The sequence below is a fragment of the Streptomyces sp. NPDC093795 genome, assembly GCF_044764665.1.
GTDB lineage: Bacteria > Actinomycetota > Actinomycetes > Streptomycetales > Streptomycetaceae > Streptomyces.
Genome location: NZ_JBIWIO010000001.1, coordinates 737,234 through 763,576 on the forward strand (window position 1 = coordinate 737,234; position 26,343 = coordinate 763,576).

A 26,343-nucleotide genomic window follows, 5' to 3' on the forward strand; every position below is an offset into this window, starting at 1 on the left:
CGGGGGGGGGGGGGGGGGGCCCCCCCGGGCGGGGGGGGGGGCGGGGGGCCCGGGGGGGGGGGGGGGCCGGCCCGGGGGGGGGGGCGGCCCCCGCGGGGGCCCCCCCCCCCCCCCGGGGGGGGGGCCCCCGCGGCGGCTCTCCGGTCGTCAGTTCTCGCAGCCCACGCCGTCGCCGTCACGGTCGAGGTGCCTGGCGTATCCCGGGTCGCCCGCATGGATGGGGGCGGCGCCGGCGGCCCGGACGGCCGAGCAGTTCTCGTAGGAGACCGACTCCTCGGCCGGCTGGGTGGGTTCGGCGGTCTCCGGCTGCTGGGTCGTCGGACGCGGGGCCGGTGCGCGGGTGCGGGTCGGCGTGGGGGCGACGTCGGGGGTCCGGGTGGGCTCCGGGGCCTCGGTCGTCGGGGCGGGCTTCGGCGTCGTGGGGACGGGCTTCGCCGTCGTGGGGCTCGCGGACGTGGGCTCCGGCGTCGGGGTCGGCTGCGTCGTGGGCGTGGCCGGGGCGGTGGTCGGCGGGGTGGTGGGCGGGGTGGTCGTGGGGGACGCCGTGACTGCCGGCACCGGCTGCGGGTCCGTCGTGGCGTTCTCCTTCGGCGGGTCGCTGAAGAGGAACAACAGGAACCACAGGGCGGCCAGGACGGTCGCGACGATCTTCTTCGTCTGCCCCCAGCGGCTCAGCCAGACCAGGGCTATGCCCGCCGGGGGGAAGAGCACCAGCAGCACGATGATCAGCGCGGAATGCTGCCACCAGCGCCGGGCGGGCGGGGGCGGCGGGGCGTACGCGTACGGATACGGGGGCGGGGGCGGCGGCGGCGGTTGCACGGGCGTGTCTCCTGGGAGCGTGAACTGAGCGTGTGCGAAGAGCCGAGATCGTACACAGAACGTTCACAACCGGTGTCCGCGTTACGGAAATCGAGACGCGACCGGAAGCCGGGGGGCCGCCCGACAAGGCCGCCGACGACCGCGAGCCGGGTCCTAGCCGGGTCAGTAGCCGGGTCAGTACGACTTGGGCAACCCCAGCGAGTGGGTCGCCACGTAGTTCAGGATCATCTCCCGGCTCACCGGGGCGATCCGGGCCACCCGGGACGCCGTGATCAGGCGGGCGAGGCCGAACTCGCGGGTGAGGCCGTTGCCGCCGAGGGTGTGGACGGCCTGGTCGACGGCCTTCACGCAGGCCTCAGCCGCCGCGTACTTGGCCATGTTCGCCGCCTCGCCCGCCCCGACGTCGTCGCCCGCGTCGTACAGCTGCGCCGCCTTCGCCATCATCAGGCGCGCAAGCTCCAGCTCGATGTGCGCCTGGGCCAGCGGATGCGCGATGGCCTGATGGGCGCCGATCGGGGCCTTCCAGACCTGGCGCTCCTTCGCGTACTTCACGGCCTGCGCGAGGGCGTACCGGCCCATGCCGATCGCGAACGCGGCCGTCATGATCCGCTCGGGGTTGAGCCCCGCGAAGAGCTGGAGCAGGCCCGCGTCCTCGTCGCCGACGAGCGCGTCGGCCGGCAGGTGCACGTCGTCGAGTGTCAGCTCGAACTGCTTCTCGTTCGCGTCGAGTTCCATCTCGATGTGCCGCCGCCGGAAGCCCGGCGCGTCACGCGGGACGACGAACAGACAGGGCTTGAGCGTGCCCGTGCGGGCGTCCGACGTACGGCCCACGATGAGGGTCGCGTCGGCTATGTCGACGCCCGACACGAACACCTTCCGGCCGCTGAGGACCCAGCCGTCCTCGGTGCGGGTCGCCGTGGTCGTGATGCGGTGCGAGTTGGAGCCCGCGTCCGGCTCGGTGATGCCGAACGCCATCGTCCGCGACCCGTCGGCGAGGCCCGGGAGCCAGGCGCGCTTCTGCTCCTCCGTGCCGAAGCGGGCGATGACCGTGCCGCAGATCGCGGGCGACACGACCATCATCAGGAGCGGCGCACCGGCGGCGCCCGCCTCCTCCAGGACGATCGACAGCTCGGCCATGCCGCCGCCCCCGCCGCCGTACTCCTCGGGCAGGTTCACCCCCAGGTAGCCGAGCCTGCCCGCCTCCGCCCACAGGGCCGCCCGGTCGAAGCCGGGGCCGTGGCGGTGGCCGAGGGCCGAGACGGCGGCGCGGAGCGCGGTCAGCTCTTCACTCTCGATCATGGTGTTCATGCGGACGTGTCCTCCTGTGCTTCGGTCGGGACAGCTGGCTGTACGTCTGTCTGCACGTCTGTCTGCACGTCTGCCTGTGCGTCGGTCTGTACGACGGCGAGCAGGGCTCCCACCTCGACCTGGCGGCCAGGCGCGGCGTGGAGCGCGGTGAGCGTGCCGGAGGCGGGGGCGGTGACGCGGTGCTCCATCTTCATGGCCTCCAGCCAGAGCAGCGGCTGTCCGGCGGTGACCCGGTCGCCGACGGCGAGACCGTCCGCGACCCGGACGACGGTGCCGGGCATGGGGGCGAGCAGGGAGCCCGGTTCCTGGGGTGCGGTGGGGTCGGGGAAGCGGGGGCGGGCGGTCAGGCGGTGGGGGCCGGCATGGACGGTGTCGCCGTACCGGGCGACGCCGAAGTCCCGTACGACTCCGCCCACTTCGAGGCGTACACGGTCGGGCGCGGCGCTCACGACCCGTACCCCTTCGGGCGCCGTGACCTCGTAGCCGCCGCCCCGCGTCGGCCGGTAGCGGACCTCGTGCTCCCCGTACGCCTTGACCTGGTCCTGCGAGGCGAGGTTGCGCCAGCCGCCGCCGAACCTGCCGGTGCTCCCGGTGGTGTTCCCGGCGGCGTCCGCGAGCGCGGCGGCGACGGCGGCGTGCGCCTCGCCGTCCCGGGGCCGGGTCAGGGCGTCCAGGTTCCGCCCGTAGAACCCGGTGTCGAGCAGGTCGGCGTCCAGGAACTCGGGGTGCCGCAGCGAGGTGACCAGCAGGTCCCGGTTGGTGACGGGCCCGTGGATCACCGCGCGTTCGAGGACGTGGGCGAGCTTGCGGGCCGCTTCGGCGCGGGTCGGGGCGTGGACGACGACCTTGGCGAGCATCGGGTCGTAGTGGACACCGATCGTGTCCCCGGAGACGTATCCCGTGTCGACCCGCACCCGGCCCCGCGCCCCGGCCCCGCCCTCCCGTGGAACGTCGAAGCGGTGCAGGACGCCCGTCTGCGGGGCCCACTCCCGCGCCGGATCCTCCGCGTAGAGGCGGGCCTCGATCGCGTGCCCGCCCCCGGCCGGGGGCCCGGGCGGCAGCTCACGGCCCTCGGCGACGGCGATCTGGAGGGCGACGAGGTCGACCCCGTACACCTCCTCCGTCACCGGGTGCTCGACCTGGAGGCGGGTGTTCATCTCCAGGAAGTGCGCCCGGCCGTCCGCGACGAGGAACTCGACCGTGCCCGCGCCGACGTAGCCGACGGCCTTCGCCGCCCTGACGGCCGCGTCCAGGAGCGAGGCTTCGAACGCGGCGGGCAGGCCGGGCGCCGGGGACTCCTCGATCACCTTCTGGTGGCGGCGCTGGAGCGAGCAGTCGCGGGTGCCGAGCGCCCAGACCTCCCCGTACGCGTCCGCGAGGACCTGCACCTCCACGTGCCGGCCGTTCTCCACGTACGGCTCGACGAACACCTCACCGTCCCCGAACGCACTCTCCGCCTCGGCCGCAGCCGCCCTCAACGCCTCTTCCAGACCGGCGAGTTCGCGTACGATCCGCATGCCACGGCCGCCGCCGCCCGCCGCCGCCTTCACGAGGACGGGCAGATCCGCCTCGGTGACCTCGGCGAGCGGCGCGATCCCGAGCAGCTCCTTCGCCCGGGTCTTCGAAGCCATCGCCTCGATCGCCTCCGGCGGCGGCCCGATCCACACCAGGCCCGCGTCGATCACGGCCCGCGCGAAACCGGCGTTCTCGGAGAGGAAGCCATAGCCGGGGTGCACGGCGTCCGCGCCCGCCGCGAGCGCCGCCTCCACCACCGGATCACCGCGCAGATACGTCTCCGAGGGCGCCGACCCCGGCAGCCGTACCGCCGCGTCGGCCTCCCGGACGTGCAGGGCGTCGGCGTCCGCGTCGGAGTACACGGCGACGGTGGAGATGCCGAGGTCACGGCAGGTGCGGAACACCCGGCAGGCGATCTCGCCCCGGTTCGCCACGAGGACAGACTTGATCACCAGATGCCTCACATTCGGAAGACGCCGAAGCCGCCGCGCGCGCCCTCGACCGGTGCCGTGTGGATCGCGGAGAGGCACAGTCCGAGGACCGTGCGGGTGTCGCGGGGATCGATGACCCCGTCGTCGTAGAGCCGCCCCGAGAGGAACATCGGCAGGGACTCGGACTCGATCTGCGCCTCGACGAGCGCCCGCAGACCGGCGTCGGCCTCCTCGTCGTACGGCTGCCCCTTCGCGACGGCGGACGCACGCGCCACGATCGAGAGGACACCCGCGAGCTGCTGCGGGCCCATGACGGCGGACTTCGCGCTGGGCCAGGCGAACAGGAACCGGGGGTCGTACGCCCGGCCGCACATGCCGTAGTGCCCGGCGCCGTAACTCGCCCCCATGAGGACGGACAGGTGGGGGACGCGGGAGTTCGACACCGCGTTGATCATCATCGCGCCGTGCTTGATGATGCCGCCCTGCTCGTACTCCTTGCCCACCATGTAGCCGGTGGTGTTGTGGAGGAAGACCAGCGGGACGTCCCGCTGGTTGGCGAGCTGGATGAACTGCGCCGCCTTCTGCGACTCCGGGCCGAAGAGGACGCCCTGCGCGTTGGCGAGGACACCGACGGGATAGCCGTGCAGGCGGGCCCATCCGGTCACCAGGCTCGGCCCGTACAGCGGCTTGAACGCGTCGAAGTCGGAGCCGTCGACGATCCGGGCGATCACCTCGCGCGGGTCGAACGGCGTCCTGAGGTCGCCGGGGACGATCCCGAGCAGCTCGCCCTCGTCGTACTTCGGGGGCTCGGCGATCGTGACCGGATCCGGGTGGGCCTTGCGGTGGTTGAGGCGGGCGACGATCCGGCGGGCCTGACGGATCGCGTCGGTCTCGTCGACGGCGTAGTGATCGGCGAGCCCCGACGTCCTCGCGTGCATCTCGGCGCCGCCGAGGGACTCGTCGTCGCTCTCCTCCCCCGTCGCCATCTTCACCAGCGGCGGCCCGCCGAGGAACACCTTCGAGCGCTCCTTGATCATCACGGCGTGGTCGGACATGCCGGGGACGTACGCGCCGCCGGCCGTCGAGTTGCCGAAGACGACCGCGATGGTGGGGATACCGGCGGCGGAGAGACGGGTGAGGTCGCGGAACAGCGCCCCGCCGGGGATGAAGATCTCCTTCTGGGAGGGGAGGTCGGCACCGCCGGACTCGACGAGGGAGATGACGGGAAGGCGGTTGGCGAAGGCGATCTCGTTGGCCCGGAGCGCCTTCTTCAGCGTCCACGGGTTGGAGGCGCCGCCGCGTACGGTCGGGTCGTTGGCGGTGATCAGACACTCGACGCCCTCGACGACCCCGATGCCGGTGATCAGGGAGGCACCTACGGTGTAGTCGCTGCCCCAGGCGGCGAGCGGCGACAGCTCCAGGAAGGGCGAGTCGGGGTCGACGAGCAGTTCGATCCGCTCACGGGCGAGCATCTTGCCGCGCGCCCGGTGCCGGGCCGTGTACTTCTCGCCGCCGCCCGCGAGGGCCTTGGCGTGCTCGGCGTCGAGCGCGGCCAGCTTGTCGAGCATGGCGGCGCGGTTGGCCTGGAAGTCGGTCCCGCCCGTGTCGAGGGCGGAGGCGAGAACGGTCACGGGGGCCCTTCCGGGAGGTCGATCGGGGTGGGGGTCGGGGTGGGGGGCGGGGTGGCTCCGGCCGCTCCGGGGCCGCAGCCGGCGACGCTCACAGGGGTCCGTCCGTCCGGGAGGTCGTGGCGTACGGCGGACACAGCGGCGGTCACAGCAGCCGCTCCGGTACGTCGAGTTCGCGGGAGCGGAGCCATTCGCCGAGGGCCTTCGCCTGGGGGTCGAAGCGGGCCTGGGAGGCGACGCCCTCGCCGAGGATTCCGGCGACGGTGAAGTTGAGCGCGCGGAGATGAGGGAGGACGTGGCGGGTGACGGCCAAGTCAGCGGTCTCGGGCAGTAGTTCACGCACCTTCTCGACCGTGAGGGCATGACTCAGCCAGCGCCACTCCTCCTCCGTACGCACCCAGACGCCGACGTTCGCGTCCCCGCCCTTGTCGCCGCTGCGGGCCCCGGCGACCCGGCCGAGGGGGACGCGCCGGACGGGCCCTGCGGGGAGCGGCGCGGGAAGGTCCGGTTCGGGTACGGGTTCCAGCTCGCGTGTCCGTACCGGTACGGGGACGGGGACGCGGGTCCCGTCCGGGAGGACGGCCGTGTGCGGGACCTCGGCGGCCGGCACGTACGCGGTCTCGAAGACGCCGTAGGGGGCGCCCCTGCCGGGTGGCGCGGTGACGTGGAAGCCCGGGTAGCTCGCCAGGGCCAATTCGACGGCCGCACCGGTGAGGGCCCGGCCGACAGCCTCGGGGCGGGGGTCGCGGACGACGAGCCGGAGCAAGGCGCTCGCTGTCTCCTCGGTGCGGGCGTCGGGCCGGTCGGTGCGGGCCAGTTCCCAACGGACCTCAGCCGGAGGGGACTTCACGAGGGCGTCCTCGACCTGCTCGCGTACCAGCTGGGCCTTGGCCTCGATGTCGAGGCCCGTGAGGACGAACACCACCTCGTTGCGGAAGCCGCCGAGCCTGCTGAGCCCGACCTTGAGCGTCGGGGGCGGCGGCTCACCCCGGACGCCGTCGATCCGGACCCGGTCGGGGCCCTCCCCGGTGAGCCGGACGGTGTCGAGCCGGGCGGTCACGTCGGGGCCGGGGTAGCGGGCGCCGGCGGTCTCGTACAGGAGCTGCGCCGTGACCGTACCGACATCGACGAGGCCGCCGGTCCCGGGGTGCTTGGTGATGACGGCGCTGCCGTCGGCGTGGAGCTCGGCGACCGGGAAGCCGGGGCGGCGGAAGAGCTCCGGGTCGTGGTCGCGGAAGAAGGCGTAGTTGCCGCCGGTGGCCTGGGTGCCGCACTCCAGGACGTGCCCGGCGACGACCGCGCCCGCCAGCCTGTCGTACTCCTCCGGGCCCCAGCCGAAGTGCCACTGCGCAGGCCCGGTGACGAGGGCGGCGTCGGTGACGCGGCCGGTGACGACGACGTCGGCTCCGGCGGCGAGGCAGGCGGCGATGCCGGCGCCGCCGAGGTAGGCGTTGGCGGCGAGGGCGCCGTCCGTGACGGGCAGCCGGTCGCCCTCGACGTGCGCGATCCGGGTCGGCAGGCCGAGCTGCGCGGCGAGGGCGCGCAGGGCGTCGGCGAGCCCGGCGGGATTGAGGCCACCGGCGTTGGCGACGATCCGGACCCCGCGCTCGTGGGCGAGGCCGAGGCCCTCCTCCATCTGGCGCAGGAAGGTCTTCGCGTATCCGGCGGCGGGGTCTTTGAGCTGGTCGCGGCCGAGGATGAGCATGGTCAGCTCGGCGAGGTAGTCGCCGGTGAGGACGTCGAGCTCGCCGCCGGGCCCGCCGCCGGTGAGCATCTCGCGGACGGCGTCGAACCGGTCGCCGTAGAAGCCGGAGGCGTTGCCGATACGGAGGACGGCCATCAGGCGTCCTCGGGGGCGGGGGTCTGGTGGGCAGCTGGGGGCCGGTCGGCGCCAGGGGGCCGGGCGGCGCCGGGGGCCCGGACGGCGCCAGGGGCCCGGCCCGGGCCCGCCGGGCCTGCGAAGGCCTGGGCGATGGTGAGCCAGTGTTCGGCGTCGGGGCCGGTGGCCACCAGGGCGGTGTCGTCGCGGTGGACGCGCTGGGTGACGAGCAGGCAGAAGTCGAGGGCGGGCCCGGTGACCTTCTGGCCGGCGCTCTCCGGCCCGTACGCCCACAATGCCCCGTCGGGGGCCCGGAGTTCGACCCGGAAGGGCTCGGCGGGCGCGGGGAGGCCTCGTACCAGGAAGGCGTAGTCCCGGGCGCGGTGGCCGATCCAGGCGACGTGCCGGAGGCGGGCGGTGGGCGCGCGGACGACCCCGAGGGTGTCGGCGACGTCCTGACCGTGGGCCCAGGTCTCCATGAGCCGGGCCGTGGCCATGGCGGAGGCGCTCATCGGCGGCCCGTACCAGGGGAAACGAGCACTGGGCGGCGCCGCACGCAAGGCGGCCTGGAGCCGTTCGCGGCCCTCGCGCCAGCGGCCGAGCAGCTCGGCGGGCGGCAGCTTCGCGCCCTCCTCGGCACCCTCGTCGACGAAACGATCGGGCGCGGCGAGCGCCTTCCCTGCCTCGACGGCGAAGGCCTCGGCGTCGGTGATGGCGAGGAGGGCGGCGCGGTCGGTCCAGGCGAGGTGCGCGATCTGATGGGCGAGGGTCCAGCTGGGCGCGGGGGTAGGCGCACCCCACCGCTCGGCACTCAACTCACTCACCAGCCGGTCGAGTTCGCCACTCTCGTCACGCAGATCATCAAGCACGACGACGGGGTCGGACACGGTGCGCTCCCCTCGGGGGACGGGCGTTCGCGGTCACGGGCCTTCGTCGAGGAGCATGGCAGCGGCACCAGAAACAATCAAGCGTGCTTGCTTTACTTTTCCGGCACGAGCTCCACGGGCCCGTACAGGGCCGCGGGCCTCCCCGCGAGCGAGGCCCAGTAGCGGTCGCCGAAGGACCAGTGCCACCACTCGGTCGGATAGTTCACGAGCCCCGCCGCCGTGAGCACCCCACCCAGCAACTCCCGGCGGGCTCGCGCCTCTTCGCCGATACCTGGGGCGTGGGTGTAGCAGGCGCCCCCGCTCTCCTCCGGGTCGGCGTTCATCCGGGTGCCCAGGTCCAGCTCGCGGCCGTCGGCGTCCGCCAGGGTGAGGTCGACGGCCGCGCCCGCGCTGTGCGGGGCGATGTCGGGCGGCGACACATACCGGCTGGCCGCCGAGTGGATCCGGGCGTCGGGCCAGTCGGGGTGGGCGGCTCGCAACTGGCCGGCGTACTCCTCGAAGTACCGCCGCTGGAGGGACGGGGGCCGGTACCCCTCGACGAACAACAGCCGCAGGCCGCCCGGCAGCGCCGCCTGTGCCTTCAGCAACCGCTCCAGCACGCCTTCCCGCAGATGAGCGAAGGCGCCGGCCGGGTCCTGCTTGCGCGTATCGACGAGCAGCCCACCGTGACGGCGCACGTCCACGAGGGGTTCGCCGCACTCGGCGACGGGCACAGCGGCGACCTTCGGGTCCGACATCAACATGATCTCAGTCATGCCGCGATCCTCCCGCAGGGCCGGGCGGGTCAGTCGATGATCGGGCCGCCCGCCGTCCACCGCTGGCCGGCGGGCCTCTGGTGGCCGGAATTCAGCGACGTGCCGTTCTCGTCGACGACTCTGTGCTCGCCGACGACCTTGTACGGATCGCCGTCCTCGTAGAGCCACACGATGACGCAGCCCTTCGAGACGCGGGTCTCGAACCAGACGTCGATCCCCTCCGCCGCGGAGTGGACCGTGAACGCCTCCCCCGGCTTCATCCAGTAGTCCTCACAGGACGGCTCGACGAAGAGACAGAGGTCGATGTCGCTCCCGTTCTCCACGGGTATGCTGCTGCGGCCCACTGATCCCCCAGAGATCGACGCCGCTCCATACACGGCATGCAATTACGCGGCATTCCATACGCGGCACTCAATACCGCACCACACTAACCGCAGCCCTAGACCGCGCCGACGCGTCGCGGGCGGGGCACCAGTTCACCGCCGCAGTTGGGGCAGACCCCCGCCATGGCGTCGGCGCAGGGGACGCAGAAGCTGCACTCGTACGAACAGATCCGCGCGGGCTCGTCCGCCGGCAGGGCCGCCGTCTCGCAGCGCTCGCACCGGTCTCGCATCTCCAGAGCCATCGTCGGCCCCCCTCCCTCGTACTCCTGCGGACACCCCATGGTCCGCGTACGCCCCCGGCGCCCTCAACACCCCCGACGGACAAAGATCGACGGAATCGGGTCAGTGCCTGACCAGGCAGAACGGGTGGCCCGCCGGGTCCGCGTACACCCGCCAGCTCCGCCTGCCGTCCCCCTCGTCCAGGACGGTCGCGCCCCGCGCGAGGACCTGCTCCTGGGCCGCGTCCAGATCCGCGACGCCGAAATCGAGGTGGAACTGCTGGGGGCGCTCCGGGTCCGGCCACGTCGGCGGGCGGTGGTCGGCGACGCCCTGGAAGCAGAGGACGAGCCCGCCGGGCGTGTGCAGGGTGGACCAGCCCTCGTCGAGGGACCAGCGACGGTCGGGCCGGTCGACCTCCCCGCCGAGCACCGCCCGGTAGAACTCGGCGAGTTCACGGGGCGCGGGACAGTCGAGCACGACGCACTGCAGTTCAGCGATCATGCGCGGGATCCTAGGGGCCGGCGGGGGCGACGGGGCCGACGCGGGGCACCCGGGTCGCCTCCCCTCACCGCGGTGAACTGCGTGCGGTCGCCTCCCCGCACCGAGGACTTCTTCAGCCTGGCGGTGGGCCTGCGCGTCCGCGGCGACGTCCTGCGCAAGGCCCGCCGCCCCGCGGAGGCCGCCGAGGCGTACCGGCGCGCCTGCGCGGAACAGGAACGGCTGGGAGACACGTACGGCAGCTCCATCACGCTCACGGCCCTGGGGGACACCCTCGCGGAGCTGGGGCAGCACGGCGAGGCGAGGGCCTGCTGGGAACGCGCCCTCCCGGCGATGGAACGCGCCCGGGACCCACGCCGGGCCGGCAAACTCCGCCGACGCCTCGGCGGGACCGGAAGCGGAAGCGGATCGTCGGCCTCGGCCCCGGACGAAGGGGCTGCCTAGGCCGCGGCCCTGACCTGGGTCCGGACCGCGCCCATGCTCGCCCCTATCACGAGGGCGATGGCGAGGGCGTCGAGGACGGACAGGGCCTGGCTGAGGACGAGGAAGCCCGCGGCCGCCGCGATGGCCGGTTCCAGGCTCATCAGGATCGCGAAGGTCGGGGCGGGCAGGCGGCGCAGGGCGAGGAGTTCCAGGGTGTACGGCAGGACCGAGGACATCAGCGCGACCACGAGGCCGAGGCCGATCGTCGACGGTACGAGGAGCTTGTCGCCCGCCTCCACGATGCCGAACGGCAGGCTGAGGACGGCGGCGAACGCCATGGCGAGCGCGAGCCCGTCCGCCTGAGGGAAGCGCCGGCCCGTACGCGCGCTGAAGACGATGTACGTGGCCCACATGGCGCCCGCCGCGAGCGCGAAGGCCGCGCCGAGCGGGTCGAGGCGGTCGAAGCCGCCGCCACCGAGGAGGACGAGGCCGCCGAGGGCGAGCCCGGCCCAGAGCAGGTTCACCAGCCGGCGCGAGGCGACCACGGAGAGGATCAGCGGGCCGAGCACCTCCAGGGTCACGGCGGCGCCCAGCGGGATCCGGTCGACGGCCTGGTAGAAGAGGATGTTCATGCCCGCCATGGCGGCGCCGAAGGCGACGATCGTCCCCCAGTCGGCGCGCCCGTAGCCGCGGACCTTGGGCCGGCAGACGATCAGCAGGACGGTGGCGGCGAGCAGGAGCCGCAGGGTGACGACCCCGAGCGCGCCCGCGCGGGGCATGAGGAGGACGGCGACGGCGGAGCCGAACTGTACGGAGAGCCCGCCCGCGACGACGAGCGCCACGGGCCCGAAGCGGTGCCCCGCCGGACCCCGGCCGGGGCCGGGCGACTCCGCGCCGACGGCGGCTGCCTCGGGGACCGCCACCAGGGCCGCATCCTTGACCGGACTGTCCACCGAACGCTCCTCCACAGACCACGGGCACACGCACGCCCACGCCGAACACCAGGTTCAACACACTGTACTCGCAGTGCAGCACAATGGACTACCGGATTTCGGAAGCCCCCGTTCCCCTCCACGCTACGAGCCCCAGCGCGGCACCGGAAATGCCGATTGCGCTGCGGTTATGCTCCGGACGCATGAGCATCGAGCTACGCCACCTCCGCTGCTTCCTCGCCATCGCCGAGGAGTCCAGCCTCACCAAGGCGGCCGCCCGGCTCCACCTCACCCAGCCCGCCGTCTCCCGCACCCTCGCCGCCCTCGAACAGCACCTCGGCGCCCGGCTCGTCGACCGCTCCACCCACCACCTCGCCCTCACCGCCGAGGGCCGCGCGTTCCAGGACCGGGCCGCGGCCGCCCTCGCCGCCTTCGAGGCCGCGGTCGACCCGGCGAGGCTCCGGCACCGGCCACTGCGCCTCGGGCACGCCTGGTCGGCGTTCGGCCCGTACACCACTCCCCTGCTCCGGCGCTGGCAGCGCGAGCACCCCGACACCCCGCTCGAACTCCTCCGCATCGACGACCGCACGGCCGGCCTCACCCGGGGCGAGGTGGACGCGGCCCTGCTCAGGGGTCCGGTCGACGCGCCCGGCCTGGTCACCGAGGAGCTCACCACCGAGGAACGGGTCGCGGCCGTACCCGCCGACAGCCCGCTCGCCGACCGGCCCCGGCTCACCCTCGACGACCTCGCCGGCGGAACCGTCGTCCTCAACACCGTCTCGGGTACGACCACACTCACGCTCTGGCCGCCGGCCGCCCGCCCGGCGGCGACCGTCACCGTCGCCAACACGGACGACTGGCTCACCGCGATCGCGGCGGGCAGGGGCGTCGGCGTCTCCTCCGCCTCCACGGCCGCCCTGCACCCCCACCCGGGCGTCGCCTACCGCCCGCTGCCCGACGCGCCGCCGCTGCCGGTGGTCCTGGCGTGGCGGGATGCGTTCCCGCACCCGGCGACGGGCGCGCTGGTCACGATGGCCCGCGAGATCGTCAGCGGGGGCGGGGGCGGGGGCTGAGGGCGGCCCACTCCTCGCGGAGGATGCCGTACGTGACGGAGTCCCGCCGGGCACCCCGGACGTGGACGTGCCCGCGGATCAGCCCCTCCTCGACGAACCCGGCGGCGAGCAGGGTGCGCGCGGAGGCGGTGTTGAGCGGCGCCCGCGCGGCCCACACCCGATGCAGGTCCAGCTCCCCGAAGGCCAGCGCGAGCAGCAGCCCGACGGTCTCCCGCCCGTACCCGACACCCCACGACGCGGGCCGCAGCGCGAACCCCATGGTCGCCGCGCGCTGCTGATGCGGATCGCCCGCGAGCCGCCCGAACCCCACGAGCACGCCTGTCGCCTGCTCGACGACGGCGAGGGCGTACTCCTCCCGGGGAACGACCCGCGCGGACGCGATGGACCGCTCGACGATCCCCCGAACCTCGTCGAGGGAGCGGGGCGGAAAAGGAGGTGCTCGGTCGCGGTCTCGGAGCCGTAGATGCCGTGCACGGCGGACACGTCGTCGACGGCGAGCTCGCGGAGCACGAGCCGACCGCACGACGAGCCCAGGGTGGGCGTCCTCGTCGAACCGGACGCCGGCGGCACGGGGAAGCGTTGACGGGGGCTGGTGCGCGAAGTCCGGCCGGTTCGGTCGCGCGGTCGCCCCGCTGGTCACTCCTAGGTCAGCGGTATTCGCAGAGATACGCGGTGGCGATCTCGACCTTCAGCTGGAACGTGCTGTCGCCCGGGACCTCGAACCGCGTGCCCGCCGCGAAGGTCTCCCAGTCGCCGACGTCCGGCAGCTTCACCGTCAGGGCGCCGCTGACCACGTGCATCGTCTCCGGGGCGGCCGTACCGAACTCGTACTCCCCCGGAGCCATGACGCCGATGGTCGCCGGGCCCTGCTCCTGCTCGAACGCGATCGACTTGACCGTGCCGTCGAAGTACTCGTTGACCTTGAACGGGGACCCGGACGTGGACTCGGACGTGGACATGAGCATCCTCCGCTAAACCGTTGGAACAGCGGCGCCGCGCGCCGCAACCGTGCTGCCCGACCGCACTGTCTGGGCAAGGACTCCCCGTTGTACACCGTGTGAGCCCTCCCAAGCGCCGCTGTCTCGCACGCCGTGCCCGCAGCCGCGTACGCCGCTCCGGCGCGCGGCCCCCCTCCCGCTACGCGCCCCCCACCTCCACCCCCTCCGCCAGTACCTCCGCCAAGTGCCTCGCCCTCGTCCCCGCCGCCTCCTCCATCTGCGTCCTGCACGAGAAGCCGTCCGCCAGGACGGCTGCGTCCGGTGGGGCGGCGCGCAGGGCTGGGAGCAGTTGGTCCTCCGCGCATGCCAGCGAGACCTCGTGGTGGCCCGGTTCGAAGCCGAAGTTTCCCGCCAGGCCGCAGCAGCCGCCCGCCAGTTCCCCCGTCAGGCCCGCTCGTTCCCTGAGCCTGCGGTCCGCCGCGTCCCCCAGGACCGCGTGCTGGTGGCAGTGCGTCTGGCCGGTGACCGGCCGGTCCACTCGCGGCGGTTCCCACTCCGGCGCCAGCAGCTCCAGCGCCTCCGCGAACGTCCGGACCGACGCCGCCACGCGCGCCGCCCTCGGGTCGTCCGGCAGCAGTTCCGGCAGGTCGCTGCGGAGGGTCGCCGCGCACGAGGGTTCCAGTACCACCACCGGGCCCTCCAGCCCTTCCACTCCCTCCAGCACGTCCAGCGTCCGCCGCATCACCCTCCGCGCCGCCCCCAGCTGCCCCGTCGACACGTATGTCAGCCCGCAGCACACCCTTCCCTGGGGAAGGGCCACCCCAAGACCCGCCGCCTCCAGGACCCGGACCGCCGCTCTGCCCACCTCCGGCGCCAGGTGGTCCGTGAACGTGTCCGGCCACAGCGTCAGGTCCGCCGGGCGCGTCGATCCCCGCTCCGCGAACCACGACGTGAAGGACCGTTCCGCCACACGTGGCATCGTCCGCTCCGGCGTCACCCCCGCCAGCCTCGCCGCGAACGGCAGCCCCATCATCGGGTTCAGCGCCCGCCCGAAGACGTCCAGCCAGTGCGGCAGCCGGCCCATCGTCCAGTGCGAGCGCGGCCTGCGCAGGAAACCGAGCGGTCCCGCGTAGTGCCGGTCCAGGAACTCCGCCTTGTACGCGGCCATGTCGACGCCCACCGGGCAGTCACTGCGGCAGCCCTTGCACGACAGGCACAGGTCCAGCGCCTCCCGGACCTCCTCCGAGCGCCACCCGTCCGTGATGACCTCGCCGAGCGCCATCTCGTGCAGCAGCCGCGCCCGCCCCCGGGTCGAGTGCTTCTCCTCCCCCGTCGCCCGGTACGACGGGCACATCACCCCCGGACCCGAACTCGGACCCTCCACCCGGCACTTGGCCACCCCCACGCACCGGGCGGCAGCCCTCCCCACCCCCACCAGCGGCAGCCCCGTGAACCGCAGCCCCTCGTCCAGCGGCTTCGGGCGGACCAGCATCCCCGGATTCATCCCTCCGTCCGGGTCCCACACGTCCTTCACCGCGCCGAAGAGGCCGACGAGCTCCTCCCCGTACATCTTCGGCAGCAGTTCGGCCCGCGCCTGCCCGTCGCCGTGTTCCCCGGAGAGCGAGCCGCCGTGGGCGACCACCAGGTCCGCGACCGCCTCCGAGAACCGGCGGAAGTCCCGTACGCCCTTCTCCGTCCACAGGTCGAAGTCGATCCGGACGTGCACGCAACCGTCGCCGAAGTGCCCGTACGGGATGCCCCGGAGGCCGAATTCGTCCAGTAGCGCACGGAATTCACGCAGGTACGCGCCGAGCCGGGCCGGCGGTACCGCGCAGTCCTCCCACCCCGGCCAGGCCTCACCCGCGCTCCCCGGCAGCCGGGTCGCCGTCCCCGCCGCGTCCTCCCGGATCCGCCACAGCGCCCGCTGCCCCGCCGGGTCCGCCACCACGGCCGCGTCCAACGCGTCCGCCGCCCGCACCAGATCCCGCGCCGCCCCCGCCCCTTCGACCTCGCAGAACAGCCAGGCCCCGCCCCTCGGCAGCCCTTCCGCTCCCCGTACGAGATCCGCCGCCATGCCCTCCACGGTGAGCGGCCCGTACGGCAGGAGTCCCGCCGCCGCCTCGGCCGCCGCGCTCTCGTCGGCGTACCCGAGGACGACGAGCACCGGCTCCACCGGCAGCGGGACGAGCCGTACCGTCGCCTCCGTCATCACCCCCAGCGTGCCCTCGCTGCCGCAGAACGAGCGGGCCACGTCCACGCCCCGCTCCGGGAGCAGCGCGTCGAGCGCGTAGCCGGAGATCCGGCGCGGGAGGCCGGGCGGGTAGCCGGTCCGCAGCAGGGCGAGGTTCCGGCCGACGAGGTCGAGGAGTCCGGGCGGCGCGCCCCGACCGTCCTGCCCGAGCGTCAACCGCGCGCCCCGGTAGCTCACCACATCCAGCGAGCGCACGTTGTCGGCGGTGGTCCCCCAGGCGACCGAGTGCGCCCCGCAGGCGTTGTTGCCGATCATCCCGCCGAGGGTGCAGCGGCTGTGCGTGGACGGGTCGGGCCCGAAGGTCAGGCCGTACGGGCGTGCCGCCTCCCGCAGCCGGTCCAGGACGAGCCCCGGCTGGACGACGGCCGTCCGCTCCTCGGGATCGAGTGAGACGAGACGGGCCATGTGCCGTGTGAGGTCGAGCACGACCCCGGTGCCGGTGGCCTGGCCCCCGATGGACGTCCCGCCGCCGCGCGCGACGACCGGGGTGGTGCCGTGCGCCCGGCACACCTCGAGGACGGCGGCGATGTCGTCGGCGTCGCGCGGCGCGACCGTACCGACCGGAACCCGGCGGTAGTTGGAGGCGTCCATCGAGGTCAGGGCCCTGGCCGTGGGGGAGAAGTCGACGTCTCCCGCGACGGCGGCGCGCAGGGCGGCGGCGAGGGCGGAGGCGGGGCCGGACGTGTGTTCCTCGTGTGTTCCCACAAGCCCAGGATGTCTCAGAGTCCGTCTCATCGGGCGGACATCCGGCGACCGGCTCCTTCCCGACCCGATACTCTCCGCCTCGTGGCTGATATCCAGATTCCCGCTGACATCAAGCCCGCCGACGGCCGTTTCGGCGCGGGCCCCTCCAAGGTGCGTACGGAGGCGCTGGACGCCCTGGCCGCCACCGGCACCTCTCTCCTCGGCACGTCCCACCGCCAGGCTCCCGTGAAGAACCTGGTCGGCGAGGTACGTACCGGCATCCGTGACCTCTTCTCGCTCCCCGAGGGCTACGAGGTGATCCTGGGCAACGGCGGCTCCACCGCCTTCTGGGACGTCGCGACCCACGGTCTCATCGAGAGCAAGTCGCAGCACCTCACCTTCGGCGAGTTCTCCTCCAAGTTCGCGAAGGCCGCGAAGCTGGCCCCGTGGCTGGCCGAGCCGACCGTGATCTCCTCCGACCCGGGCACCCACCCGGAGCCGGTGGCCGAGGCGGGCGTCGACGTCTACGCGTACACCCACAACGAGACCTCCACCGGTGTCGCCGCCCCGATCAAGCGGGTCGCGGGCGCCGACGAGGGCGCGCTCGTCCTGGTCGACGCGACCTCCGGCGCGGGCGGCCTCCCGGTCGACATCACCGAGACCGACGTCTACTACTTCGCCCCGCAGAAGTCCTTCGCGGCCGAGGGCGGCCTGTGGCTGGCGGCGTTCTCCCCGGCGGCCCTGGAGCGGGCGAAGAAGATCCACGAGTCCGGCCGGCACGTCCCCGAGTTCTTCTCGCTGCCGACGGCGATCGACAACTCGCTCAAGAACCAGACGTACAACACGCCGGCGCTCTCGACCCTCTTCCTGCTCAACGAGCAGCTGAAGTGGATCAACGGCCAGGGCGGTCTCGACTGGGCCGTGGCCCGGACGAAGGAGTCCTCGGACGCGCTGTACGGCTGGGCCGAGGAGTCCAAGTACGCGTCGCCGTTCGTCACGGACGCGGCCAAGCGCTCGCAGGTCATCGGCACGATCGACTTCGCGGACGACATCGACGCGGCCGCGGTCGCCAAGGTGCTGCGCGCGAACGGGATCGTGGACACCGAGCCGTACCGCAAGCTGGGCCGCAACCAGCTGCGGATCGCGATGTTCCCGGCGATCGACCCGGCGGACGTGCGCGCCCTGACGGCCTGCGTCGACTACGTGATCGAGAAGCTCTGACCTTCCCCGTAACGCGTACGGAGGGCCTGGCACCGGAAGCTTCCGGTGCCAGGCCCTCCGCCGTGTCCGGTACGGGTCAGCCGCCCGACTGCGCCTTCACGTGGTCGATCACCGCGTTGAACTCGGCGGTCGGCGAGAACTCGACGACGTCGACGTCCTCCAGGGCTTCGGGTGCGTGGCCGGGTCCCCAGTAGTAGGCCTGTCCGGCCTCGTAGATCTCCTCGCCCGAGGCTGTCCGCATCCTGATCCGGCCCTTGAAGAGGTACCCCCAGTGGGGGCACTGGCACAGGTCGCCCTCCAGGCCCTTGAGCGCCGGACCCATGTCCGTGCCCTTGGGAAGGTGGATGAAGGCGACGCTCATGTCGCCTCCGGCCTCCTGCATGCGGAAGTCCAGGCCGCCGCCTTCCATGGCGACGGGAGTGTCCTCGCGAGTGAATCCGGTCATGACTCCTCCACGCCTCGTACGCCCCCTCCGGCCCCCTCCCCTCCAGTCTCGACCCGGTACCGCGTCCGGTCGACACGGGGCGGTACGGAGGAGGTCCGTCAGTCCCGCCGCAGCAGGCGCTTGATGCCGAAGACGAGGACGAAGGCGCCCGCGAGGACCAGGAAGCCCACGGTCGCGTTCCCTCCCTCCCCGTCGGCGGCCGGTGACTGCGGGGACCGAGGCGACTGCGGCGCGCCCGGGGTGTCCGCCGGCTTCTCCGAGGGAGGCGGTGTGGCCCCCTGGCGTTCCACCCGGACGACCTTGCTGCTCTGCCCCTCCGAGCCGAACATGAACGCCGAGCCGTCCGTCGTGTACGTCACCGACTCCGCCTGCCCCTGGAAGGGGGCCCCGACGGACGTGCCGTCGCCGTCCACGCGCCCGTCCTTCCACCCGTACTCCCTGGCGCTGAAGTAGCCGCGAAGGACGAGCCGGCCGCCGTCCGGGGAGAAGGCGCCGTCGGTCACCCACGGCACCTCGCCGATACGCCGGAACACGTTCGTCCCGGACGAGGAGAGCCGCTCGGGGCCGGCGTACAGGCCGCCGCCGTCCTCGTTCTTGCTGGCGATGTACACCCGGCCGGTCTTCGGGTGGACCATCAGGGCCTCGGCGTTGCGCGCACCGTCGGCGTACTTCACGACGTACTGCTTCGCCGCCACCTTCTGGTCCTTCAGCGTCTTCGGCTCGGGGAACCGGTAGATCCAGACGTGGTCCCAGGAGCCGTCGAGGTTGTCACCGATGTCGCCGACATAGATGGCGCCGTCCGGGCCGACCGCGATGGCCTCCATGTCGCGGGGGGTACCGACGCCCTGCATGGTCAGGGTCGCGACGGTCTTTCCCGTACGGGAGTCGATACCGTAGATCAGGGGCGCGTCCTGGTCGTTGTGCGTCCAGTAGACGCCGGGGTGGGCACGGCTCGCGGCGAGGCCGCTGGACTCGGCGACGCGGAAGTCCTCGATCGTGAAGTCCCGGTCGGGCTCCTGGCCTTCGGCACGGGCATGTCCGGCCGGGAGCAGCACCAGGGCCGCCGCCGCGCCGAGGGCGCACAGAGCAGATCGCATGGACTCAAGCCTGCCACGACGCGGGGGCGATGACCTTGTCCGCTGCCCCTGAAACCTGCTTGACCTGCATCGGGGGCGCTGTCAGGGTCGCGTCCATGCCTACTTTCCGCTCCCCCGACGGCACCCTGCTCGCCTACCACGAGTCCGGTTCCGGCGCCCCTCTCCTCTGCCTGCCCGGCGGGCCTCTCCAGGACTCCGTCTATCTCGGCGACCTCGGCGGTCTCGCCGCGCACCGGCGGCTGATCCGGCTCGATCTGCGGGGCACGGGCGCCTCTGCGGCGCCGGGTGACCCGGAGTCGTACCGCTGCGACCGGCTCGTCGACGACGTGGAGGCGCTGCGCGTGCACCTCGGTCTCGACACCGTCGACATCCTGGGGCATTCGGCGGGCGCGAACCTGGCCGCGCTGTACGTGACCCGGTATCCGGAGCGTGTCGGCCGGCTCGTGCTCGTCACTCCGGGCGCGGCGGCCCCGGGGCTCGAAACGGCCCCGGAGGAGCGGCTCGCGGCGGCGCGGCTGCGGACGGACGAGCCGTGGTTCGGGCCTGCGTACGCGGCACTTGAGGACGTCACGGCGGGGCGCGGTACGGCCGAGTCCTTCGGGGCGGTGGCTCCGTTCTTCCACGGGACCTGGGACGAGGCGGCGCGGGAGCGGCACGCCGCCGGGGAGCGGCAGCGGAACGGCGAGGGCGCGGGGGTCTTCGCGGGCGAGGGTGTCTTCGATCCGGCGGCGACCCGTGCGGTGTTCGCGGAGTTCGCGCGGCCGGTGCTGGTGGTGGCCGGGGAGGGGGACGTGAACACGCCGGTGCCGACGGCGGCGGCGTACGCGGGGCTGTTCCCCGGGGCGACGCTCGTGGTCCTGGACGGCGCGGGGCACTTCCCGTGGCACGACGACGCGGAAGGGTTCGTGAAGCAGGTGGGTTCCTTCCTGAACGAATAGCTCGCGCAGGAGGGGGCGGCAGCAAGGACGGCAGTGGCGGCGGTGGCGACGATGGCGGCGGCCCGTGTCCCGGATCACGTCGCAGGCCCGGGACGGCGTCCGCGATGATATGACCATGCGTTTTCTGTTCGTCGGCGACAGCATGACCATCGGACGCGCCGGCGACTGGACCTGGCGGTACCGCATGTGGCGGCACCTGGAGTCCACTCTCCCGGGCGGGTACGAGATCGTCGGGCCGCGCTCGCTGCTCTACGTCCCCGAGGACGACGCCGCGACCTCCGAGGCGTACGCGGATCCCGCCTTCCCCGCCCCGGCCCGCCGCCATCTGGCCGGCTGGGGCGAGGGATGGCTGCACATGGCACCCGTGATCGGGGAGACGGTCGCCGCGACCGGCGCGGACGTGCTGCTGGTCTCGCTCGGCCTGATCGACCTCGGCTTCTACACGAACAGCGACCAGACCCACGACAACGTCCGGGCGTTCGTCGCGGCGGCCCGCACCGCGAACCCGCACGTGCGGGCCGTGCTCCTGCCGGTCATACCCAACGTCCGCGCCGGGTACGACGCCCCCTTCGCGGCCGAGTGCGCCCGCTTCAACGAGCTCCTCGCGAAGACGGTCGCCGACCTCGACACGGCCGCCTCGCCGCTCCTGCTCGCGACGGTCCCGGAGTCGTACGACCTCGGCGCGGACACCTACGACGGCACGCACCCGGGACCTTCCGGCGAGCACAAACTGGCGGCCGCCTTCGCGGACGCGATGCACCAGGCGTGGGGCCTGGGCGGCCCGTACGGGCGCACCCAGGTCACCCAGGACCTCATGCCGCTCGGGTGAGGCGGTTCGCGAAGGTGGAGAGGGTGTAGGCACCGACGCCGAGGACGACCTCCAGGGCGTTCCGACGGGTGTAGCCGGCCTTCTCGAAGGCGGCCAGGTCGGCGTCGCTCACCGCACCGGAGGAGGCGAGCACCTGGAGGGTGAACGCCCGTACGGCGTCGAGGCGTTCGGGCTCGGGCGCCGGCCCGAGGGCGGCCATCTTGGCGTCGTGCATGTCGACACAGAGGTGGCACTGGTTGCGGTGGGCGACGGTCAGGATGACGGTCTCGCGGGAGTGCGCGTCGAGGGTGGTGGACTCGAAGATCTGGCTGAGCTTCAGGAAGCCGTCGAGGGTCTCGGGGGACTCCTTGAGGAGGGCCACGGCGGCGGCGGTGCGGGCGGACAGGTGTACGGGCAAGGCATCTCCTGGCGAGCGGCGATCACGATAGAATCGACAACATGGTTGACCATGTCGACAGAGAAAAAGTAAACCAGGTTGTCGATCAGGGCAAGGGAAAAGAGGAATCCATCCCGGATTCCCCTCCGGGCCACGAACTCCCCCTGCTCCTCTTCGGCGGCTTCCGCACCCTCATCGACCGGCTGCACACCCGCCTCGCCGCCGAGGGCCACCCCGACCTGCGCCCCGCCCACGGCTTCGCCATGCAGGCCATCGGCAGCCGGGGCGCCACCGCCAGCGAGATCGGCCGGCGCCTCGGCGTCTCCAAACAGGCCGCCGGCAAGACCGTCGACCGGCTGCTCGCCCTCGGCTACGCCGAACGCGCCGACGACCCCACCGACGCCCGCCGCAAACTCGTCCACCTGACCCCGCGCGGCCGCGCGGCCCTCGGCCGCTCCGCCGCGATCTTCGACGAACTGCGGGCGGAGTGGGTCGCGGCCCTGGGCGCGGACCGCGTCCGCGACATCGAGACGTCCCTGCGGAACGTCGTCCCCCCGGAGACGGCGTTCCGCCTGGACGCCACCAGCTGGCTGGGCGGCTCCTGAGCGTCGGCAGGGTCTCGCCCGCCCGCCGGCCGGCTCGGCGGCGGGGCCTGAAGAGGCGCGCCTACCAGGCGAAGGCCTCGGGGGACGGCCCCGGGCCCGGGAAGATCTCGTCCAGGGCGGCCAGGAGCTCCTCGCTCAGCTCGACCTCCAGGGCGCGCAGCGCACTCGTCAGCTGCTCGGGCGTGCGCGGGCCGACGATCGGCCCGGTGACCCCCGGCCGGGTCAGCAGCCACGCGAGAGCCGTCTCGCCCGGCTCAAGACCGTGCTTGTCGAGGAGGTCCTCGTACGCCTGGAACTGCTGCCGCGCCGCCGGGTCGGCGAGCGTGGCCGCCGCGCGTCCCTCCGTACGCCGCTTGCCCTCGGTCTCCTTCTTCAGGACACCGCCGAGCAGGCCGCCGTGCAGCGGCGACCAGGGGATGACCCCGAGGCCGTACTCCTGCGCGGCCGGGATCACCTCCATCTCGGCACGCCGCTCGTACAGGTTGTAGAGGCACTGCTCGCTGACCAGACCGACGGAGCCGCGCCGGGCAGCGGCCTCGTTGGCCTGGGCGATCTTGTAGCCGGGGAAGTTCGAGGAGCCGGCGTAAAGCACCTTGCCCTGCTGGATCAGGACGTCGACGGCCTGCCAGATCTCCTCGAAGGGGGTGGCGCGGTCGATGTGGTGGAACTGGTAGACGTCGATGTAGTCGGTGCCGAGGCGCTTGAGGCTGCCTTCGACCGCGCGGCGGATGTTCAGTGCCGAGAGCTTGTCGTGGTTGGGCCAGGCCTCACCGTCGGCGCCCATGTTCCCGTACACCTTGGTGGCGATGACGGTCCTGTCGCGGCGGCCGTCGCCCTTCGCGAACCAGGAACCGACGATCTCCTCGGTCCGCCCCTTGTTCTCACCCCAGCCGTACACATTGGCCGTGTCGAAGAAGTTGAGCCCCACGTCGAGGGCCGTGTCCATGATGGCGTGGCTGGTGGCCTCGTCCGTCTGGGGGCCGAAGTTCATCGTCCCGAGGACGAGTCGGCTGACCTTGAGTCCGGTGCGTCCGAGCTGCGTGTACTCCATGGGCGTCAAGCCAACTGCTTCGAGTGCGCTCGAAGCAAGAGGGTTCCCCGCGAGGGCGGGGGGCGGGAGCGCCTGGAGGCGACGGCTGAGGCAGAGGGCGGGAGCGCCCGGAGGCGACGGCTACAGACCGGCCACGGAGGCCACCGCGATCATCGCGAACATCAGCACGAGTACGGCGGCCATGATTCGGTTACGGGTCTTCGGATCCACCCCTCGAGGTTACCCGGCCGTCCGCGCCCTCCCGCCGTCACCCCGCCCCTCCAGGGGCCAGCCGTCCACCCTCTCGTACCGGGGCTGCTCACCCGGCACCCCGCTCACCGGCAGGTTCGAGCGTACGAGCGCCAGCTCGCCGACCTGCCACCGTGTGCCCTCGAAGGCGCCGAGCTCGTCGAGGAACGGGTGCAGGTCGACGTCCTCGCCCGGGCGGGCCCGGGCCAGTGTCACGTGCGCCTGGTAGCGGCGGTGCTCGTCCATCGGGACCCCGGCCCGGCGCGCGGCGGCGTCCGCGCGCTCGGCGAGCAGCCGCAGCTCGTCCAGGTCCCCGGCGGCCCCGGTCCACAGCGTCCGCCGCCCGAAGTGGCCGCCGCCGTGCAGCCGCAGCGGGAACGGCGGGGTGCGGTGCGCGGCCCTGGCGAGCCGGACGCGCAGCTCGGGCAGCAGCTCCTCGCCGACCTCGCCCATGAAGGCGAGCGTGAGGTGCCGGCCGGCCCGCGAGGTCCAGCGGAGCCGGTCGGCTCCGGGCAGCCGGTGGAGCCGGTCGACGACGTGTCCGAGCTCGTCCAGCTGCTCGGGCGGCGGCAGGACGGCGGCGAAGAGCCTCATGGGGAAAGCATGGCAGGCCGCCGGCCCCGGACCGCGCACCGCGGGTCCGGCACCGACGGCCTGCCCGCCCCCGTCGGAGCACCTGGCTGTACGTCAGCAGCCCTGACCGTACGTCAGAACACCTGGTTGTACGTCGTCCCGGGCTCGGCCCCGACCTCAGTGGCCACGCGCCCGGCAAAGGGAGCCCGCCAGCTGCCCGTACCGGCGTAGAAGTACGCCTCGTTCGTCGCGTTCCGCACGTACAGGTCCGGACGCCCGTCCTTGTTGGCGTCGCCGATACCGACGATGTCCCGGTACCCGCCCCAGCCGCCACCGACCATGATGCGAGGCGCGTACGTCCCGTCACCCTTGCCCAGGTACAGCCAGAGGACACCGGCCTTGTCCCGCGCGAGCAGGTCACCGGCGGGAGCACCCGCGATGTTGCCGACGGCGGTCAGCTCGTTGTAGATGCCCCACCCGACCCCGATCTTCTTCCGCACCCCGTACGGCGCGGACACGGAACCGGTCCCGTTGTACAGGTACAGGTCACCGGCCTTGTCGACCGCGACGAGGTCGGACCTCCCGTCACCGGTCAACTCGCTGCCACCCGCGAGGAGGTCGTACGTGTTCCACCCGCCACCGACCTTCGCGGGCGGCGCGAAGGAGTCCTGCCCGTTCCCCAGGTGCAGCCACAGCACGCCGTCCTTGTCGCGGCTGAGGATGTCGGGAGTTGTCGCGCCCGCCACATCGCCGACGGACTCGACGAGGTCGTCGACGCCCCAGTTCCCGCCGCCCCCCGCGCTGCCCCAGCTGACGCGCACGAGGCGGCCCGTCGCGTCGTCCCAGCGTGTGTCGAACCCGTCGAAGGAGCCGTTCGCCTTCCGCACGAGCAGGTCGGGGGAGCCGTTGCCGGTGTAGTCGTGCACCCTGGGCGTGCGGATCACCTGGGTGGTGCCGGAGGCGGTGACGGGCGGCATCCCGTTCCAGGGCGTGGCCGTCACCTTCCACTCGTACGCGCCGTTGGGGGCAGCCGCCGGATACCGGCCGAGCGCCGTCAGGTCTCCGGTCCAGTCGAGGCCGAGCGAACCGTCCGGGAAGATTCCGGCGCCCGTGGTGCCGGGACGGACGGTCTCCGTGTAGATACGACCCGTCGCCTTGTGCTTGAAGTCGATGGCCAGGTCGGCCTTGGTGGTGGAGAACTTCCAGGCCAGTCGGGTCTTGGCGACGCCGTCGAGGTGGATGGCGGCCGGGATGCCGTGCCCGACGTAGGTGATGGGGGTGGTGTTCCCGTCGGTCTCGCCCGTGGAGGCGATCAGCTCGGTGGCCGGCTTCCCGTCCGCGCCGACCGAGATCCGGTAGACGCCCTCGCCGTGCCGGTCGGTGGTGCCGAGGGCGAGCAGGGTGTTGTCGGGGCCCTTCGTCACGCTCCTGGCGTGGTTGAGGACCGGAACGGTCGTCCCGTCCGTCAGCGAACGGGCCGTGAATCCCTGCTGCGGTACGCCGGGAGCGGTGGCGGCTGTGTCGGCGGACATGAACCAGTCGCCGATCAGGCCTCCGACGAGCCTCGCCTGACTGTCGTACGCGAGCGGAACGCGCCTCACCTCGGCCGCGCCACGCTTCGCCGAGGCGAGGACGACCTTCCCGTTCGCGACCTCCGTCCACCCGACATGGCTCGGGGAGAGCAGCTTGAGGGCCCCGGTCGAGAACGACACGGGCGCCTCGTACCTCTCCACGAGACGGCCGGTCGCGAGGTCGACGACCGCCATGTCCAACTTCTCACCCGAGGGGGTCCCGTAGGAGTGAAGAGCACCGAAAGCGAGGCCGGGCAGGCTGTCGCCGGGGCTGAAGTCGCTGTAGAAGCTGTCGTACGGGTCCATCACCCTTTGGACGGTGTCGGTGTCCCCGCTCCTGCTGACGATCTTCGGGTACGTATCCATCCCGTTCATGACGAGGAACGACCCCGCCACCGCTTCGACCGATCCGAAGGCGTCTCCCGTCAGTTCGATGGTGACGGGGGCGGCGCCACTGGCCATGTCGTACAGCTTGGCCCGCTGGTCATGCCTGCGGCGGGGTACTTCCGTGACGACAGCCACGACGTCCGAGGCGGAGCCGAGGATGAAATCGCTGTCGCCCGTCTCGATCGCCGTCGAGACACCGTCCGCGTACCGGGTCCAGCGAGACGTGCCATCCGCGCCGTAGGACGCGAATCCGGTGGCCCCCGCTCCCCTCAGCAGTCCGCCCGAGGCCAGGAACGGGACCGGGGCCGGAGCGGTCGCCGCCGGGGCCGCCGGGGCCATGGCGGCGGAGGCCGGGGCGGCGGTGGCGGCCGGCGCGAGCAGTGGTGTGGCAGCGGCGACCGCGAGGACGACCGCCACCGACACCGAGATGCGACGCGACAAGACACTGTTCAAAGCGTG

General features: G+C 72.9%; 26 protein-coding genes. 6 read left to right on the forward strand and 20 right to left on the reverse strand.

Going from position 1 to position 26,343, the window contains the following annotated elements:
- Positions 1-147 precede the first annotated feature (147 nt).
- The 10 genes from ACIRB7_RS03520 to ACIRB7_RS03565 form a co-directional block, all read right to left on the reverse strand.
- Positions 148-819, reverse strand: a complete 672-nt coding sequence (locus ACIRB7_RS03520; protein ID WP_403591653.1) for an excalibur calcium-binding domain-containing protein — start codon at positions 817-819, stop codon at positions 148-150.
- 174 nt (positions 820-993) lie between these two features.
- Entirely contained in the window at positions 994-2,127 is a 1,134-nt protein-coding gene (locus ACIRB7_RS03525; protein WP_403591655.1) for an acyl-CoA dehydrogenase family protein, read from the reverse strand.
- Positions 2,124-4,094: a biotin carboxylase N-terminal domain-containing protein gene (locus tag ACIRB7_RS03530; protein WP_403591658.1), complete on the reverse strand. Its 1,971-nt coding sequence runs from the start codon at positions 4,092-4,094 to the stop codon at positions 2,124-2,126. Before ACIRB7_RS03530 ends, ACIRB7_RS03525 begins: the two co-directional genes overlap by 4 nt.
- An 8-nt stretch (positions 4,095-4,102) precedes the next feature.
- Positions 4,103-5,704 carry an acyl-CoA carboxylase subunit beta gene (locus ACIRB7_RS03535; protein ID WP_403591661.1) on the reverse strand — a complete coding sequence of 534 codons (1,602 nt, stop codon included), beginning with the start codon at positions 5,702-5,704 and terminating at the stop codon, positions 4,103-4,105.
- A gap of 142 nt (positions 5,705-5,846) precedes the next feature.
- Positions 5,847-7,541 (reverse strand): acyclic terpene utilization AtuA family protein, encoded by a 1,695-nt coding sequence (locus tag ACIRB7_RS03540; protein WP_403591664.1) that lies wholly within the window; start codon positions 7,539-7,541, stop codon positions 5,847-5,849.
- Positions 7,541-8,407, reverse strand: coding sequence for a TIGR03084 family metal-binding protein (locus ACIRB7_RS03545; protein WP_403591667.1), 867 nt, complete (start codon positions 8,405-8,407; stop codon positions 7,541-7,543). The genes ACIRB7_RS03540 and ACIRB7_RS03545 overlap by 1 nt, the downstream gene beginning before the upstream one ends.
- 92 nt (positions 8,408-8,499) lie before the next feature.
- The gene (locus tag ACIRB7_RS03550) at positions 8,500-9,162 is read right to left on the reverse strand and encodes a M15 family metallopeptidase (RefSeq protein WP_403591670.1); all 663 of its coding nucleotides are present in this window, start codon (positions 9,160-9,162) and stop codon (positions 8,500-8,502) included.
- Between the two features lie 29 nt (positions 9,163-9,191).
- Positions 9,192-9,485, reverse strand: coding sequence for a hypothetical protein (locus ACIRB7_RS03555; protein ID WP_403591673.1), 294 nt, complete (start codon positions 9,483-9,485; stop codon positions 9,192-9,194).
- Positions 9,486-9,601: 116 nt separating this feature from the next.
- Positions 9,602-9,787: a DUF1272 domain-containing protein gene (locus ACIRB7_RS03560; RefSeq protein ID WP_403591676.1), complete on the reverse strand. Its 186-nt coding sequence runs from the start codon at positions 9,785-9,787 to the stop codon at positions 9,602-9,604.
- Positions 9,788-9,887: 100 nt separating this feature from the next.
- Positions 9,888-10,265 carry a VOC family protein gene (locus ACIRB7_RS03565; RefSeq protein ID WP_403591678.1) on the reverse strand — a complete coding sequence of 126 codons (378 nt, stop codon included), beginning with the start codon at positions 10,263-10,265 and terminating at the stop codon, positions 9,888-9,890.
- Between the two features lie 81 nt (positions 10,266-10,346).
- Here ACIRB7_RS03565 and ACIRB7_RS03570 point away from each other — a divergent pair, with 81 nt between their 5' ends.
- Positions 10,347-10,706 (forward strand): tetratricopeptide repeat protein, encoded by a 360-nt coding sequence (locus ACIRB7_RS03570; RefSeq protein ID WP_403591681.1) that lies wholly within the window; start codon positions 10,347-10,349, stop codon positions 10,704-10,706.
- Here ACIRB7_RS03570 and ACIRB7_RS03575 read toward each other — a convergent pair.
- Entirely contained in the window at positions 10,703-11,638 is a 936-nt protein-coding gene (locus ACIRB7_RS03575) for an EamA family transporter (RefSeq protein WP_403591684.1), read from the reverse strand. The genes ACIRB7_RS03570 and ACIRB7_RS03575 overlap by 4 nt on opposite strands.
- A gap of 182 nt (positions 11,639-11,820) precedes the next feature.
- Between ACIRB7_RS03575 and ACIRB7_RS03580 the strand changes: the two genes are divergently transcribed.
- Entirely contained in the window at positions 11,821-12,690 is an 870-nt protein-coding gene (locus tag ACIRB7_RS03580) for a LysR family transcriptional regulator (protein ID WP_403591686.1), read from the forward strand.
- On the opposite strand, the gene ACIRB7_RS03585 is transcribed toward ACIRB7_RS03580, so the two are convergent.
- From ACIRB7_RS03585 to ACIRB7_RS03595, 3 genes are all read right to left on the reverse strand, one after another.
- Positions 12,665-13,330 carry a GNAT family N-acetyltransferase gene (locus tag ACIRB7_RS03585; protein WP_403591689.1) on the reverse strand — a complete coding sequence of 222 codons (666 nt, stop codon included), beginning with the start codon at positions 13,328-13,330 and terminating at the stop codon, positions 12,665-12,667. The two genes, ACIRB7_RS03580 and ACIRB7_RS03585, sit on opposite strands and share 26 nt — an antisense overlap.
- Before the next feature lie 7 nt (positions 13,331-13,337).
- The gene (locus tag ACIRB7_RS03590; RefSeq protein ID WP_403591692.1) at positions 13,338-13,649 is read right to left on the reverse strand and encodes a pyrimidine/purine nucleoside phosphorylase; all 312 of its coding nucleotides are present in this window, start codon (positions 13,647-13,649) and stop codon (positions 13,338-13,340) included.
- Positions 13,650-13,827: 178 nt separating this feature from the next.
- The gene (locus tag ACIRB7_RS03595) at positions 13,828-16,614 is read right to left on the reverse strand and encodes an FAD-binding and (Fe-S)-binding domain-containing protein (RefSeq protein WP_403591695.1); all 2,787 of its coding nucleotides are present in this window, start codon (positions 16,612-16,614) and stop codon (positions 13,828-13,830) included.
- A gap of 51 nt (positions 16,615-16,665) precedes the next feature.
- Here ACIRB7_RS03595 and serC point away from each other — a divergent pair, with 51 nt between their 5' ends.
- Positions 16,666-17,784 (forward strand): phosphoserine transaminase, encoded by a 1,119-nt coding sequence (gene serC, locus ACIRB7_RS03600; RefSeq protein WP_403591698.1) that lies wholly within the window; start codon positions 16,666-16,668, stop codon positions 17,782-17,784.
- Positions 17,785-17,860: 76 nt separating this feature from the next.
- On the opposite strand, the gene ACIRB7_RS03605 is transcribed toward serC, so the two are convergent.
- Positions 17,861-18,229, reverse strand: coding sequence for a hypothetical protein (locus tag ACIRB7_RS03605; protein ID WP_030550082.1), 369 nt, complete (start codon positions 18,227-18,229; stop codon positions 17,861-17,863).
- A 98-nt stretch (positions 18,230-18,327) separates the two neighbouring features.
- Positions 18,328-19,326 (reverse strand): WD40 repeat domain-containing protein, encoded by a 999-nt coding sequence (locus ACIRB7_RS03610; RefSeq protein WP_403591701.1) that lies wholly within the window; start codon positions 19,324-19,326, stop codon positions 18,328-18,330.
- Between the two features lie 95 nt (positions 19,327-19,421).
- Here ACIRB7_RS03610 and ACIRB7_RS03615 point away from each other — a divergent pair, with 95 nt between their 5' ends.
- On the forward strand, positions 19,422-20,264 hold the full coding sequence (locus ACIRB7_RS03615; protein WP_403591704.1) for an alpha/beta fold hydrolase: 843 nt from the start codon (positions 19,422-19,424) through the stop codon (positions 20,262-20,264).
- Between the two features lie 115 nt (positions 20,265-20,379).
- Complete coding sequence (locus tag ACIRB7_RS03620) at positions 20,380-21,093, forward strand: GDSL-type esterase/lipase family protein (RefSeq protein WP_403591708.1); 714 nt, start codon at positions 20,380-20,382, stop codon at positions 21,091-21,093.
- On the opposite strand, the gene ACIRB7_RS03625 is transcribed toward ACIRB7_RS03620, so the two are convergent.
- Complete coding sequence (locus ACIRB7_RS03625; RefSeq protein WP_403591711.1) at positions 21,077-21,490, reverse strand: carboxymuconolactone decarboxylase family protein; 414 nt, start codon at positions 21,488-21,490, stop codon at positions 21,077-21,079. The genes ACIRB7_RS03620 and ACIRB7_RS03625 overlap by 17 nt on opposite strands.
- A gap of 41 nt (positions 21,491-21,531) precedes the next feature.
- On the opposite strand from ACIRB7_RS03625, the gene ACIRB7_RS03630 reads away from it, so the two are divergent.
- The gene (locus tag ACIRB7_RS03630) at positions 21,532-22,074 is read left to right on the forward strand and encodes a MarR family winged helix-turn-helix transcriptional regulator (RefSeq protein WP_403591714.1); all 543 of its coding nucleotides are present in this window, start codon (positions 21,532-21,534) and stop codon (positions 22,072-22,074) included.
- Positions 22,075-22,135: 61 nt separating this feature from the next.
- Here ACIRB7_RS03630 and ACIRB7_RS03635 read toward each other — a convergent pair whose 3' ends face one another.
- From ACIRB7_RS03635 to ACIRB7_RS03645, 3 genes are all read right to left on the reverse strand, one after another.
- Positions 22,136-23,125 (reverse strand): aldo/keto reductase, encoded by a 990-nt coding sequence (locus tag ACIRB7_RS03635; RefSeq protein WP_403591717.1) that lies wholly within the window; start codon positions 23,123-23,125, stop codon positions 22,136-22,138.
- Positions 23,126-23,344: 219 nt separating this feature from the next.
- On the reverse strand, positions 23,345-23,947 hold the full coding sequence (thpR, locus tag ACIRB7_RS03640) for an RNA 2',3'-cyclic phosphodiesterase (protein WP_403591720.1): 603 nt from the start codon (positions 23,945-23,947) through the stop codon (positions 23,345-23,347).
- A gap of 113 nt (positions 23,948-24,060) precedes the next feature.
- The gene (locus tag ACIRB7_RS03645; RefSeq protein ID WP_403591722.1) at positions 24,061-26,325 is read right to left on the reverse strand and encodes an FG-GAP repeat domain-containing protein; all 2,265 of its coding nucleotides are present in this window, start codon (positions 26,323-26,325) and stop codon (positions 24,061-24,063) included.
- Positions 26,326-26,343: the final 18 nt, after the last annotated feature.